The following is a 12,882-nucleotide window of genomic DNA, read 5'->3' as shown; positions in this document are numbered from 1 at the left end:
CCGTCACCGCCTGCGGCCTGCTTTCAGTCCTTTACGCCATCTGGGCGACACGTTCGGTCCTTGCGGCCGACCAAGGCAATGCACGCATGCAGGAAATCTCCGCGGCCATCCGCGAAGGCGCGCAAGCCTATCTGGCGCGCCAGTACACCACCATCGCCATCGTCGGCGTCGTCGTCCTGCTGCTCGCCTGGTGGCTGCTTTCCGCCACCGCCGCCATCGGCTTTCTGATCGGCGCGGTGCTGTCGGGTGCGGCCGGCTTCATCGGCATGCACGTCTCGGTGCGCGCCAATGTGCGCACCGCGCAGGCGGCTTCCAACAGCCTCGCCGCCGGCCTCGAGATCGCCTTCAAGTCGGGCGCCATCACCGGCATGCTGGTCGCCGGTCTGGCCCTGCTCGGTGTTTCGATCTATTACCTGATCCTGACCCACTTCATGGGCCTTCAGCCCAACGACCGTATCGTCATCGACGCGCTGGTTTCGCTCGGCTTCGGCGCCTCGCTGATTTCGATCTTCGCTCGTCTTGGCGGCGGCATCTTCACCAAGGGCGCCGACGTTGGTGGCGATCTCGTCGGCAAGGTCGAAGCCGGCATTCCCGAAGACGATCCGCGCAACCCGGCCACCATCGCCGACAATGTCGGCGACAATGTCGGCGACTGCGCCGGCATGGCCGCTGACCTGTTCGAGACCTATGCCGTGACCGTGGTCGCCACCATGGTCCTCGCCGCCATCTTCTTCGGCGGCACCGCCGTTCTCGGCGCCACAATGCTCTATCCGCTGGCCATCTGCGGCGCCTGCATCCTGACCTCGATCGTCGGCACTTTCTTCGTCAAGCTCGGCTCCAACGGCTCGATCATGGGCGCGCTCTACAAGGGCCTGATCGTCACCGGCCTGCTGTCCATCGTCGGCCTCGGCGTCGCCACCTCGGTGTGCCTCGGCTGGGGCGAGATCGGCACCGTTGCCGGCATGGCCATTACCGGCAAGAACCTGTTCATCTGCGGTCTGGTCGGCCTGTTGGTGACCGGCCTCATCGTGGTGATCACCGAATACTACACCGGCACCAACAAGCGTCCGGTGAACTCCATCGCTCAGGCCTCGGTGACCGGTCACGGCACCAATGTCATCCAGGGCCTGGCGGTCTCACTTGAATCGACAGCGCTTCCGGCGATCGTTATCGTCGGCGGCATCATCTCCACCTATCAGCTCGCCGGCCTCTACGGCACGGCGATCGCGGTCACCACTATGCTCGGCCTTGCCGGCATGATCGTCGCGCTCGATGCCTTCGGCCCGGTCACCGACAATGCCGGCGGCATCGCCGAGATGGCCGGCCTGCCCAAGGAAGTGCGCCACTCTACTGACGCGCTCGACGCCGTCGGCAACACGACCAAGGCGGTGACCAAGGGCTACGCCATCGGCTCGGCCGGCCTCGGCGCGCTGGTGCTGTTTGCCGCCTACTCGAACGACCTGAAGTTCTTTGCCGCCAATGGCGACAAATACCCCTACTTCCAGGGCATGGGCGAAATCTCCTTCGATCTTTCCAACCCCTATGTCGTCGCCGGCCTGATCTTTGGTGGCCTGATTCCGTATCTGTTCGGCGGCATTGCCATGACCGCCGTCGGCCGTGCGGCGGGCGCCATCGTCGAGGAGGTGCGCAAGCAGTTCCGCGAGGATCCGGGCATCATGGCCGGCACGTCGAAGCCGAACTATGCCCGCGCCGTCGACCTTTTGACCAAGGCCGCGATCCGGGAGATGATCGTCCCGTCGCTGCTGCCTGTGCTGGCGCCGCTGGTCGTCTATTTCGGCGTGCTGCTGATCTCGGGCTCGAAAGCCTCCGCCTTTGCTGCACTCGGCGCCTCGCTGCTCGGCGTCATCGTCAACGGCCTGTTCGTCGCCATTTCGATGACCTCGGGGGGCGGTGCCTGGGACAACGCCAAGAAGTCGTTCGAGGACGGCTTCACCGACAAGAACGGCGTCAAGCACCTCAAGGGTTCCGAGGCGCACAAGGCCTCGGTGACCGGCGATACGGTTGGCGATCCCTACAAGGATACCGCCGGCCCGGCGGTCAACCCGGCGATCAAGATCACCAACATCGTCGCCCTGCTGCTGTTGGCTGTGCTCGCGCACGGCTGACGACACAGGACTATAGGTTCAAACAAAAACCCGCTGGAGCGATCCGGCGGGTTTTTTGCTGTCTGATTTCCTGAGATGGACCGCCGGGCAGGGATCACGTGCCCGGCGACGATCCACCACCCGGGATGCCGGGCGCCAGCTTGCTGGCGCCGTTGATGATCTGGCTGAGGAAGTTCTGGTCCTTGCCGCCGGTCGGCGTGGTGCGCGAGATGAAGTCGAACACCTTGCCGTCCTTCATGCCGTAATTGGCGATCTGGGTGACGCGCCCGTCCTCGCCGAAATACACCGCCAGCACTTTCTGGTCGACCAGACGCGGCTTGTCGAAGGCGACGTAACGCTTGCGCGTCTGCGAAATGTAATAAAAGGCCTCATTGTCGAACGTAGCTGTCGTCGACGGCGTGCCGAGCGCCAGCAGAACCTGTTCACGGCTGGAGCCGACCGGCACTGAGTCGATCGCCTGCTGGTCGATCACATAACCCTGCGTCAGCGTCTCGCTCGGATTGAGGTCGCCGACAATCTTGGACGAATTGCAGGCGGAAAGCGCAGAAGCGACCACCAGCAGCGAAATCATGCCGGCGGGCCTGGGCAGGAGAATCGACTTGAATTTCAGCGCGCGCAACAACAACTCCTTCAAACTGCCGCAACTTGCGCTGGGCCGCAAAACCGGTAAACCAGCTTGCTTGCCGATGCAACAAGGCCAATTCAACAAACGGTCCCCGGGAGACCACCCTCAAATGTTCCAGCGCCTTTTTGGCCGCGAACGTCACGCCAACCGCGCTATCACGGAGGCGCTGTACGCACAAATCGTGGCATCCGCGCGGCAAACCGTGTTTTATTCCGACTGGAACGTACCGGACACGCCGCTCGGCCGTTTCGAGATGCTGTCTCTGCACATGTTCTTGCTGCAGCACCGGCTGCGCGGCGAGAGCGGTGCTGCCGGAGAGGTTGCGCAGGTGCTGATCGACGAGTTCTTCCTGGATGTCGAGCATTCGCTGCGGGAACTGGGCATCGGCGACGTCGGCGTGCCCAAACGCATGAAGAAACTGGCGAAGATGTTCTACGGCCGCACCGCCGCCTATGACGACGCCCTGGAACGAAACGACCACGACGCGCTTGCCGCCGCCCTTGCCCGCAATATCAGGCCGGATGCCGGCGCCTGGCCGCAAGCCGCGCAACTGGCTAGCTATGTGGTCGAGGCCGAGAGGCATCTCGCGCAACAGCCGGCCGAATCGATCGTTTCCGGCACGGTGACTTTTCCTGTGGCCAAAGCAGGCTGAAGGAGAGGAAGATGAAACATGCCGACACCCATAGCCCCGTATCCTTCGTGGCGAACGTCGCCCGCCTGCCGCAAAAGGGCCTGCCGGTTGTGATCGATGCCGATGCCGGGCAGCGCGCGGCACTTGCTGGCGAACATGATCTGCTTTCGGTCGAGAACTACCGCGCCGACCTTCTGGTGACGCCGTGGAAGCGCAACGGCGTCAAGGTCAGCGGCCGCGTCGAGGCCGACATCACGCAAGCCTGCATCGTCACCCTCGAGCCGGTCGAGGCCCATATCGACGAGGCGGTCGAGGCGCTGCTTCTGCCGCAAGAGTCCAAGCTCGGGCGGCAGGGTTTCGAGGAGGGCGGCGAGATCCTGCTCGACGCTGAAGGGCCGGACAGTCCCGAAACTTTTTCTGGCGACACGATCGATGTAGGCGAGCTTGCCGAACAGTTCTTCGGACTGGCGATCGATCCTTACCCACGCAAGCCGGGAGCCTCGCTTGCGGCCTCGGACGAGACCGAGCCAGAGGAAAGTGAATTCCAGCAGAAGCTGCGCTCGCTGCTTGGAAAATCCTGAAAGCGGACCTGATATTGGAAAAGTCGGTTGTGCGGCAGCCCAAAACAGCTATTTTCGCCGAACCTTCGCGAGCCCCGAACCGTTGCAAGCGCCAGGCGCTCGCTCAAGCAAAATGTGAGATGAATACCGCGTGATCAGGATTTCCATCGATGCCATGGGCGGCGATCACGGACCAAGCGTGGTCATCCCGGCGCTCATGACGGTCGCGACCCGGCGCCCGGACATTCGCTTCGTCATCTATGGTCGTGAGGAGGCGGTGCGCCCCGAGCTTGCCAAATTCCCCAAGCTGGCGCAGGTGAGCGAGTTCATCCACTGCGAGATATCGGTCAGGATGGACGACAAGCCGAGCCAGGCGCTGCGCCATGGCCGCTGGAAGTCGTCGATGTGGAAAGCGGTCGAGGCGGTAAAGTCAGGCACGGCCGACGCCTGCATCTCCGCCGGCAATACCGGCGCCCTGATGGCGATGTCGAAATTCTGTCTGCGCACCATGGCGACGATAGACCGCCCGGCGATCGCGGCACTTTGGCCGACATTGCGCGGTGAAAGCGTGGTGCTGGACGTTGGCGCCACCATTGGCGCTGATGCCCATCAACTGATTGACTTTGCGATTCTGGGCACCGGCATGGCGCGCTCTGTTTTCGGCATCGAACGGCCGAGCGTCGGCCTGCTCAATGTCGGTGTCGAGGAGATCAAGGGTCAGGAAGAAGTCAAGGAGGCGGGCCGTATGTTGCGCGAGGCCAACATGGCTTCGATGAACTACCACGGTTTCGTCGAAGGCGACGACATCGGCAAGGGTGCTGTCGACGTGGTCGTCACCGAAGGATTTGCCGGCAACATAGCGCTGAAGACGGCGGAAGGCACGGTAAGACAGATCGCCGGTTACCTGCGCGCCGCGATGAACCGGACGCTGATGGCCAGGATCGGCTATCTCTTTGCCAAGGGCGCCTTCGATCGCCTGCGCGAAAAGATGGATGTTGGCCGCTCCAATGGCGGCGTCTTCCTGGGGCTGAACGGCATTGTGGTGAAAAGTCATGGCGGGGCTGATTCGGATGGCTTCGCGGCGGCGATCGAGCTTGGTTACGACATGGTGCGCAACAATCTGCTCGACCGCATCGAGGCCGATCTCGACCTGTTCCATGCGCGCAATCCGCATGCCCAGACCAACAGGAAATCCGACGTCGTTGCCGACGCAAAGGAATAGGAAAAAGCATTGATCAGATCAGTCGTGCGCGGCATGGGCGCCGCGCTGCCCCGCCGCATCATGAAGAATGCCGATTTCGAAGGCATGGTCGAGACGTCGGACGAATGGATCGCCCAGCGCACGGGCATCCGTCAGCGCCATATCGCGGCCGATGACGAGACCACGGCTTCGCTGGGCGAGGCGGCGGCGCGTGCGGCTCTCGACGATGCCGGCCTGACGCCCGCCGACATCGACCTGATCGTGCTGGCGACCTCGACGCCCAACAACACCTTTCCGGCCACTGCCGTCGAGATCCAGAACCGGCTCGGCATGCATCATGGTTTCGCCTTTGACCTGCAGGCGGTGTGCTCGGGCTTCGTCTATGCGGTGACGACCGCCGATCTTTATATTCGCGGCGGCCTGGCCAAGCGGGTCCTGGTGATCGGCTCGGAAACCTTCTCGCGCATTCTCGACTGGAACGACCGCTCGACCTGCGTCCTGTTCGGCGACGGTGCCGGCGCCATGGTTATGGAAGCAGGAGAGGGCGCGGGCAGTATCACCGATCGCGGCGTGCTGGCGGCGAGCTTGCGCTCCGACGGCACCCACAAGGACAAGCTCTACGTCGACGGCGGACCGTCGACCACCGGAACCGTTGGCCATCTCAGGATGGAAGGCCGCGAAGTGTTCAAGCATGCCGTCGGCATGATCACCGACGTCATCGAAGCGACGTTCTCGGCGGCCGGGATTACCGCTGACGATCTCGATTGGTTCGTGCCGCATCAGGCCAATAAACGTATTATTGACGCTTCCGCCAAAAAGCTCGGGATAGAGGAGCAAAAGGTGGTGGTTACGGTCGATTTGCACGGTAACACGTCAGCGGCATCCGTGCCGCTGGCGCTCTCGGTGGCCGTTGCCGATGGCCGCATCAAGAAGGGTGATCTGGTGCTGCTCGAGGCGATGGGCGGGGGCTTCACCTGGGGAGCGGTCTTGCTCCGCTGGTAAGTTCCGAACAGACAGGTTTGGGTCCTTGACCTTGACGGATCAATTACTTAGGCTCTGCCTTTGCTTGTATCGATTTATGTTTTTGAGCTGATGGGACGGTTCGCATGGGGGGAAAGACACTTACGCGCGCCGACCTTGCCGAAGCCGTTTACCGCAAGGTCGGCTTGTCGCGTACCGAATCTGCGGAACTCGTCGAAGCGGTTCTGGACGAAATTTGCGACGCGATCGTTCGCGGCGAGACGGTGAAACTGTCGTCTTTCGCGACATTCCATGTCCGCTCCAAGAACGAGCGCATCGGGCGCAATCCCAAGACCGGCGAAGAAGTGCCGATCCTGCCGCGCCGTGTGATGACCTTCAAGTCGTCCAACGTGCTGAAGAGCCGCATCCTGCGCTCCCACCAGAACAGCAGGGCCAAGGGCGGCAAGTAGCGCTCTGTGCTTCAAGGCTTCAGTTGAAAACGGTCGCTCTCTTTGACGCCGGGCTTGAATGTTGTTTCATAAACCGCTGAAATAAGGCATGATTCGGTGAAACAGTCCGGATCGTCGTCCAGCGTGAGGATTTCGCCCATGGACAAGAGCCCCGATGCTTTCCGCACCATCAGCGAGGTCGCCGAAGATCTCGATCTGCCGCAGCACGTGCTGCGTTTCTGGGAAACGCGTTTCAACCAGATCAAGCCGATGAAGCGCGGCGGCGGTCGCCGCTATTACCGGCCGCAGGATGTCGAACTGATCAAGGGCATCCGCCATATGCTCTACGACCAGGGATACACCATCAAGGGCGTGCAGAAATTGCTGCGCGAGAATGGCAACCATTTCCTGGTCGCCATCGGCAATGGCGACATGGCGGCCGTCGAGGCGATCTCGCAGCGCCGGCAGGCCGATGCGGTGCCGCTGACGCCGGGCGCCCAGCCGCGCGGCGCGGACGACGAGATGCTTGTCGGCCAACCCAAGCTGAAACCGAGCCGCCGCTTTTTCGGGCTGGGCAAGAGCGACGAGGAAGGCCCGGTCCAGCCCGACACGTCGAAGCTCTCGCGCGACAACCGCGCGCTGTTGCAGGAAGCGCTGTTCGACCTTCTGGAGTGCAAGCGCCTGCTCGATCAGGTGCGCTAAGGGCCGGCGGCAGTCTCCCAAACCGGAACGGTCTTGGAGGTCATGCGTTACGATTCCTTCTGCAAATGAAGGAACCCCTGCCATGGCTTCGCTTTCGAATATCTCCGACATCGACCTTGAAAAGCAGGTCACAGCGCTCTCCAGGGAACTGGCGGCGCTGAGGAAAGCGGTGTCCAGACGGGGCGGCGCTTACTACGAGGACGGGCGCGACGCCGCGTCGGACTACTATTCGCACCTTGCCAGCTATCTCGGCGACGCTCTGCCCGCGATCAGGAAGCAAGGCAGGGCGATCGAGAGGACAGCGCGCGATCATCCGGCAACGGCAGCCGCCGTCGGCTTGGTTGTGGTCGGGCTGGTTGCCAGCCTGCTGCTCAGCCGCCGCTAGCTCGATCCGGTCGAGCGCAAAGAAAATGGCGGCCGCCCATGCCGGACGGTCGCCATTTCCGTCGGTGACAGTCGATCAGCGAGCGAGCTTGATTCGGCTCTTCGGATCGACCTTCATGATCTGGCTGCACTTGCCGTAGACGGTGCCGTTCTTGTCGGTGGCGTCGGTATAGGTGCCCTTGCAGTCCAACTGCAGCACCAGACAGGAGCCCGACCCCTTGCACACCGCGCCGCCGTCGCCGGTGGGGTGCGTGCCGGCGAAGGCCGAGTTCGGCACGGAAACCGAGCCGAAGGCCGAGACGATGATGGCCGCGGCGAACGAGAGGCGCTTGAAATTCGAGATGTTGGTCATTTGAGCATTTCCTTCTCTGGATTGAGGATCGCTGTCTGCGTCCCTCTGGTTGGGGATCGCCTTCTTGGCGTCCATGCCGGTTTAGTGCGGCCCAGGGAGGAAAGGTTCACGCGTCGGTTCGAAAAAAATCGCGCGGTCGATATCGAGGCGGTTTCTCGGTGTGGGATCAAGGCACTGGCCTGCGCGTGGCTGGCTGTCCCAAACCCTGTTTCCATCAAATTGTGTCTGGAAAATCCAACGAGAAGGCAGCCTTGGTTAAGCCAGCCTTCTCGCTGGGGGAGGCGGTGGGGTTAAACCTTCTTCTCCACCAACTTCTTGTGGTGGTGGTGATGATGGTGGTGGTGGCGAATGTGATGACGGTGATGGTGATGATAGCGGTGATGCTTTGCATGCAGGGGCGCAGCATCGGCGCTGTTGGCGCCGATGATCGGCATCGAGACGGCAAGTGCGACTGCGAGTCCGAGTGCGGACAGGAGGGACTTCTTCATGACTTCGTTTCCTTTTTACGCGGACCGCGTTTTCAACGTCACTGATTGAAGTCGGTGACTGGGTGCCGCGGCAGGGACTATCGCCCTGGAATTTTTCGACAGTTTTTCCGGACTGTAGAATTTTGTTTCTGGATTGTGTCTGAAGCCCCTTCACCGTGGAAGCGAGCCTCACATCGGCGGCGCGACACCGTTGTTTCCGACCACGACCCGGCTGGCGACCAGCGTGCCGTCGCTGCCGCGCTCGGCGTTGACGAAGACGGTCGCACCAGGCTTGAGATCCGCCGGCGTCGCCGCGGCGAAGGTCACGATCGGCGTCGATTGCGGTATGGCGATTTCTTTCTTCTGGCCATTGTCATAGGTCAGGGTCACCGTGCGGCCGTTGATTTCCGTCACGTCGGCGATGGTGCCGTTGGTCATCCGGCTGTTGGGCTGAAGGTCCCATGGCCGATCGCCTTCGCCGGTCCCCTTGAGGGCTGCGGGGAAGATCACCACTTCGAGCGCTCCGCTGCCGCCATCCGCCTTCGCGACCGAAGCGATGCCGACGAAGTCGCCCTGCTTGATGTCTTCGGCTGACGCCTTGGCGACGCCGGAGATCTTCCAGTCCGTGGGCAGCTTGATGGCGTCGGTGCTGCCTTCCCGTGTCTTCACGGTGAGTAGCGACGGTTCGAAACTGACCACTGTACCGCGCACCTGCACGGCATCTGCCGCCTGGGCGGCCGCCATGTTGCTCCCGGCAAAGCTGGAAATCGTGCCGAGCGCAACAACAATTGTCTTCAAGTCCATGGATCCGATCCTTTCGAAAGGCTGGCCGGAAATGGCCAAATCGTTGGCAAACCAGCGACAACTGCCTAACGAACGAGCGGCCCAAAACCGTTGAACAATTCGGCGCTCGACCCTTCAAAACAACTTGATCGGCATGGCTTCCATATCGGTGCCGTGAGTTCGGTGCTGGCCGATTTTTCGGGCTGGCATCACGATGCCGTGACGGTTTCTTTGGTGCTTGGCAAACTGTCGACAAGAGGGCATTCTCCCGCCCGTCTCAGGCAACAACATGATTTGACTAAAACTCTTTCAGCCCACGGAGTTGCCAATGTCCAACATAGCAAAACGCGATACCTTCTCCGAACTGGCGGCGACCGAGATTGCGCCCGATCACAGCGCCCTCAGAGCCATCCGGGAAACCAGGGGATACAGTCTGGAAGAGCTGTCCCTGACATGCGGCCTGTCCATCAATGAGATCGCGGACATCGAAAGCGGCAGGGATGCCGACCCGTCGAAGCTTCGGCGCATCGCCACGGCGCTCCGGCTCCCGGAAGGTGCACTGGTCAATCCAGCCGTGCTGGTGCAACCCACGGAAAATCGATCCGTCTGATAATGGCGACGCCGGGGTCGCTTAAAACCTACCTGCAGCGCTTTTGGTTTTGAAGTTCTTTACGAGACTTCAAATCCAGCGCTGGACCAAATCCAGCGCTGGACATTGGCGCGACAGACCCTGCTACCTTAACCCTGCTTTACGCAGGCCATCGATAAGTAACTCAGTATCCTCCGGGTGTTTGTGCGGGGGAACTTTGCGCCACTGCGCGGTAGTGAAGTTCGGGTGCACCTTCAATAGCTCATGGGCATGCTTCTCCGCGTCTCGAGCGTTCCCGAGATGGGCATGGCTCGCTGCCATAAGCCGATGGCCTTCGGAACCATCCTGCATCTTTTGCAACGTCTCTATCGTTTTTTCATATTCGCCGAGCTGGAAATAGGCATCACCGAGATACCAGAGATAGGAATCCGGGTAGTAAGGGTTGAGCCGCATCGCCCGCTCCAGCAGCTTTACGGACCGCTCCGCCTGACGAACATAGACAAGGCAGTCGCCCATCTCGGCCAGCAGGTCGGCGTCATTGGGATTGAGCTGCAGAGCACGTTCGTAGGCTGCGATCGCTGGATCGTGTTCTTTCTTATAGAGGTGGGCCAAGCCCATCTCCGAATAACCGCGTGCATCGAGATCGTCATGCTGGACGGCCAGACTCGCCAGGTTTAACGCCTCGTTCAGTGCGCCTTCCGGATCTTTTGTCCACGCGTAGCGCCATTCGACGTTGAACGTCCGCGACAGGGCTGCGTAGCTGCGCGCATAGCGAGGATCAAGATCCCGCGCCTGCTCATAAAGCCGCCTGGCATGCCAATTGCTCTCCGGGCGGAAGCGGAAGCTGAGATCTTGCCCACGCAAGATCATGCCATAGGCATGGATATTGGGATGATTCTGCGACATCAGCCGTCGCTTCTCAGCCATATCGATATGCACGGCAAGCCGCGACGCGGTCATCGCGGTAACGTCGTCCTGGAAGGCGAAGATGTCCTCGATGCTGCCGTCGTAACGTTCTGACCAGATCGTATGCTCGGTCTGCGCCTCGATCAGGTCCACGGCAATCCGGAGACGGGTGCCTGCACGGCGAAGACTTCCTGACAGGAGGTAGCGAACGCCTAGTTGATTGGCGATCTCGCGCGGCGATCGCGTCTGCCCCATAACGGCTATTGCAGAGTGCCGTGCGATCACCATCAGGTTGCGGAACCGGCACAGATTGGAAATGAGGTCCGCCGCGACGCCTTGGCACAAATGAAAGTCCGCCGGATCGCCCGAAACGTTCTCGAGCGGCAGGACTGCCACCGAGCTCTCCGGCGCGGAACGCTCGGGCGCAGCAGCGAAGAGCAGCGGCGACGTTCTGGGCACTTCATGAGACAATTCGAAATCGACTGCGAAGACCTCAAGCTCGTCAGCAATGTTTTTCAGCTTTTGCTTGCCCAGCGACCGGAACGAACACTCCGGCTCACTGCGAACAAGTTGGCGAACGGATTCAGCGATGCATATGCCGCGTGGCGCCGCCAGCGATTGGATCCGAGCGGCCAAATTGATGCCGTGGCCGTAGATCGCACCGTCGCTGGCAATCGTCTCGCCAATGGCAATGCCGATCCGATAGGTAATGGGCTCTTGGGCGCCTGACCACACCACCTCGTTGGACAGTTCCCGCTGCATCTCGACCGCGAAATGCAACGCCTGGGCTGCGCTGGGGAACAGAGCCACCAGGCCGTCGCCAGCCGTATCGATAACTGAACCGCCATAGTCGCTGACAAGGCCGCGTATGAGATTAAGCGATCGGGTCAGGCGGACAACCGTCCCTGCCTCATCCTGATCCATCAGGCGACTATAGCCGTGCACGTCCGCGTAGACGATCGCCGACAGCTTTCGATTAAGCATCTCGTGTAGCCTGATGGCCATAAGCCCTCTCGCCCGCGTTGGCGGCAAATCGCCAAGCAGTCCAGCGTATAGCACACGAGGACAGCCGACTGCAGCCGGGAAAGAAAGGCACATTACGATCGAAAGGGAATATTGCCGAGATCGAAAAAATTATAGTTCGCTCATGGAGCAATGCGTGCAGTCGTTCTTTACAAGCGGCTCGGCACCGCATCGTCACAAAGCGACGCCAATCCCCGGCTTGGCGGGCAAACGTCAACCCGCCTCAGGGATGTACTCCTTTTGGGGTCAGTCGCTGTTGCCGCCGCCGCGAGCGCTCATGCCGCGCGCGCTCATTCCCCTTGCACTCATGCCGCGAGCGCTCATCCCCTTTGCACTCATGCCGCGCGCGCTCATGCCGGCAGCATCCATGCCGCCCGGTCCACCGCCGAACATCGCCGCAAGCAGCACATCCTCGAACATGCCTGTCTCTACATCCATGCGCACTGTGTAGTCAGCCTTGTCGTAGGACCAGACGCGCAGACCATCGGCGAAGTCGAAGTCCGCTGCCGCGAGGCCTGTAAGTCCGGTCGGACTGGGCGAACGAGCAGGGCTGAACTTGCCGAGGTCCTCGGCGACAAGCTCCCCATCTCCATGCACAAGGAATATTACGGGCCTTGGAAGATCATAGTAGCTTCCTTCAAAGCTGAAGCCGTATATCCTTGCAAACCTGCCGTTTTCCAGCTGGTTTTCCAGCAATCTATTCTGCCCTGTTCGGTTTCCAGCGCCTTGGCGGCGCCCGATGAATTCGAACCCGTTCTCAAGCTTCATAAAATATCCGACGAAGCTGTCCCCGCCGGTCACCTGTATTACTGCACCGGCAGCCGTATCACCTTTGGTCCACGGAACGCCCGCAGCATTTACGGTATACACCTCGATCTGTTCCAACACCCGTTGTTTCCAAACAACGATTCTATCTCCAGCCACCACAGGTACGCCGTTTACGTCCTTATTATCTATCAATGCTGGTATATTTTCTGCTGATGCTACCTGCGCCACAATAGGATTCAGAAGTGGGTTCACCACCTGCAGATCAATTACAAAATGGCCAAATAGGTTTATACCCGACACGCTAAGAAGGCTTTCTACCATCGACATAATCCTCTGGTTTCTGATGAGTGTAATTA

Annotated in this window: 16 protein-coding genes; 10 read left to right on the top strand and 6 right to left on the bottom strand. The window is 60.9% G+C overall.

The genetic code is table 11. The features are described 5' to 3' along the window. On the top strand, positions 1-2,126 hold a 2,126-nt coding region (locus CN311_RS12985), incomplete at its 5' end, for a sodium-translocating pyrophosphatase (protein ID WP_097574119.1). Between the two features lie 94 nt (positions 2,127-2,220). On the opposite strand, the gene CN311_RS12980 is transcribed toward CN311_RS12985, so the two are convergent. Beyond that, positions 2,221-2,745 (bottom strand): outer membrane protein assembly factor BamE, encoded by a 525-nt coding sequence (locus tag CN311_RS12980; RefSeq protein WP_097574120.1) that lies wholly within the window; start codon positions 2,743-2,745, stop codon positions 2,221-2,223. Between the two features lie 115 nt (positions 2,746-2,860). On the opposite strand from CN311_RS12980, the gene CN311_RS12975 reads away from it, so the two are divergent. The 5 genes from CN311_RS12975 (at position 2,861) to CN311_RS12955 (ending at position 6,573) form a co-directional block, all read left to right on the top strand. Next, positions 2,861-3,403 carry a ubiquinol-cytochrome C chaperone family protein gene (locus CN311_RS12975; RefSeq protein WP_097574118.1) on the top strand — a complete coding sequence of 181 codons (543 nt, stop codon included), beginning with the start codon at positions 2,861-2,863 and terminating at the stop codon, positions 3,401-3,403. Between the two features lie 11 nt (positions 3,404-3,414). Beyond that, positions 3,415-3,963, top strand: a complete 549-nt coding sequence (locus CN311_RS12970; RefSeq protein WP_097574117.1) for a YceD family protein — start codon at positions 3,415-3,417, stop codon at positions 3,961-3,963. A gap of 130 nt (positions 3,964-4,093) precedes the next feature. Further along, positions 4,094-5,164, top strand: a complete 1,071-nt coding sequence (gene plsX, locus CN311_RS12965) for a phosphate acyltransferase PlsX (protein ID WP_097574116.1) — start codon at positions 4,094-4,096, stop codon at positions 5,162-5,164. 9 nt (positions 5,165-5,173) lie between these two features. Continuing rightward, positions 5,174-6,145 (top strand): beta-ketoacyl-ACP synthase III, encoded by a 972-nt coding sequence (locus CN311_RS12960; protein ID WP_097574115.1) that lies wholly within the window; start codon positions 5,174-5,176, stop codon positions 6,143-6,145. A 104-nt stretch (positions 6,146-6,249) separates the two neighbouring features. Then, entirely contained in the window at positions 6,250-6,573 is a 324-nt protein-coding gene (locus tag CN311_RS12955) for an integration host factor subunit alpha (RefSeq protein ID WP_097574114.1), read from the top strand. Positions 6,574-6,584: 11 nt separating this feature from the next. Here CN311_RS12955 and CN311_RS33640 read toward each other — a convergent pair whose 3' ends face one another. Further along, entirely contained in the window at positions 6,585-6,713 is a 129-nt protein-coding gene (locus CN311_RS33640) for a hypothetical protein (protein ID WP_280954034.1), read from the bottom strand. Between CN311_RS33640 and CN311_RS12950 the strand changes: the two genes are divergently transcribed. Further along, positions 6,712-7,254, top strand: a complete 543-nt coding sequence (locus tag CN311_RS12950) for a MerR family transcriptional regulator (RefSeq protein WP_097574113.1) — start codon at positions 6,712-6,714, stop codon at positions 7,252-7,254. The two genes, CN311_RS33640 and CN311_RS12950, sit on opposite strands and share 2 nt — an antisense overlap. Before the next feature lie 82 nt (positions 7,255-7,336). Continuing rightward, complete coding sequence (locus tag CN311_RS12945; RefSeq protein WP_097574112.1) at positions 7,337-7,639, top strand: hypothetical protein; 303 nt, start codon at positions 7,337-7,339, stop codon at positions 7,637-7,639. A gap of 75 nt (positions 7,640-7,714) precedes the next feature. On the opposite strand, the gene CN311_RS12940 is transcribed toward CN311_RS12945, so the two are convergent. Then, on the bottom strand, positions 7,715-8,065 hold the full coding sequence (locus tag CN311_RS12940) for a hypothetical protein (protein ID WP_245440821.1): 351 nt from the start codon (positions 8,063-8,065) through the stop codon (positions 7,715-7,717). Positions 8,066-8,148: 83 nt separating this feature from the next. On the opposite strand from CN311_RS12940, the gene CN311_RS12935 reads away from it, so the two are divergent. After that, a complete protein-coding gene (locus CN311_RS12935; protein ID WP_133117169.1) occupies positions 8,149-8,523 on the top strand; it encodes a hypothetical protein in 375 nt (124 codons plus the stop codon). 123 nt (positions 8,524-8,646) lie between these two features. On the opposite strand, the gene CN311_RS12930 is transcribed toward CN311_RS12935, so the two are convergent. After that, positions 8,647-9,261 carry a hypothetical protein gene (locus CN311_RS12930; protein ID WP_115504246.1) on the bottom strand — a complete coding sequence of 205 codons (615 nt, stop codon included), beginning with the start codon at positions 9,259-9,261 and terminating at the stop codon, positions 8,647-8,649. 307 nt (positions 9,262-9,568) lie between these two features. Between CN311_RS12930 and CN311_RS12925 the strand changes: the two genes are divergently transcribed. After that, complete coding sequence (locus CN311_RS12925) at positions 9,569-9,850, top strand: helix-turn-helix domain-containing protein (protein ID WP_097574109.1); 282 nt, start codon at positions 9,569-9,571, stop codon at positions 9,848-9,850. Positions 9,851-9,973: 123 nt separating this feature from the next. Here CN311_RS12925 and CN311_RS12920 read toward each other — a convergent pair whose 3' ends face one another. Beyond that, positions 9,974-11,740 (bottom strand): tetratricopeptide repeat protein, encoded by a 1,767-nt coding sequence (locus tag CN311_RS12920; RefSeq protein WP_097574108.1) that lies wholly within the window; start codon positions 11,738-11,740, stop codon positions 9,974-9,976. Positions 11,741-12,004: 264 nt separating this feature from the next. Then, a partial coding sequence (locus CN311_RS12915) for a hypothetical protein (protein ID WP_097574107.1) occupies positions 12,005-12,882 on the bottom strand: 878 nt, incomplete at its 5' end.

This window comes from Mesorhizobium sanjuanii, from assembly GCF_002529485.1.
GTDB lineage: Bacteria > Pseudomonadota > Alphaproteobacteria > Rhizobiales > Rhizobiaceae > Mesorhizobium > Mesorhizobium sanjuanii.
Note: the sequence above shows the minus strand (reverse complement) of the source record. Positions and strands in the feature narration are given on the sequence as shown.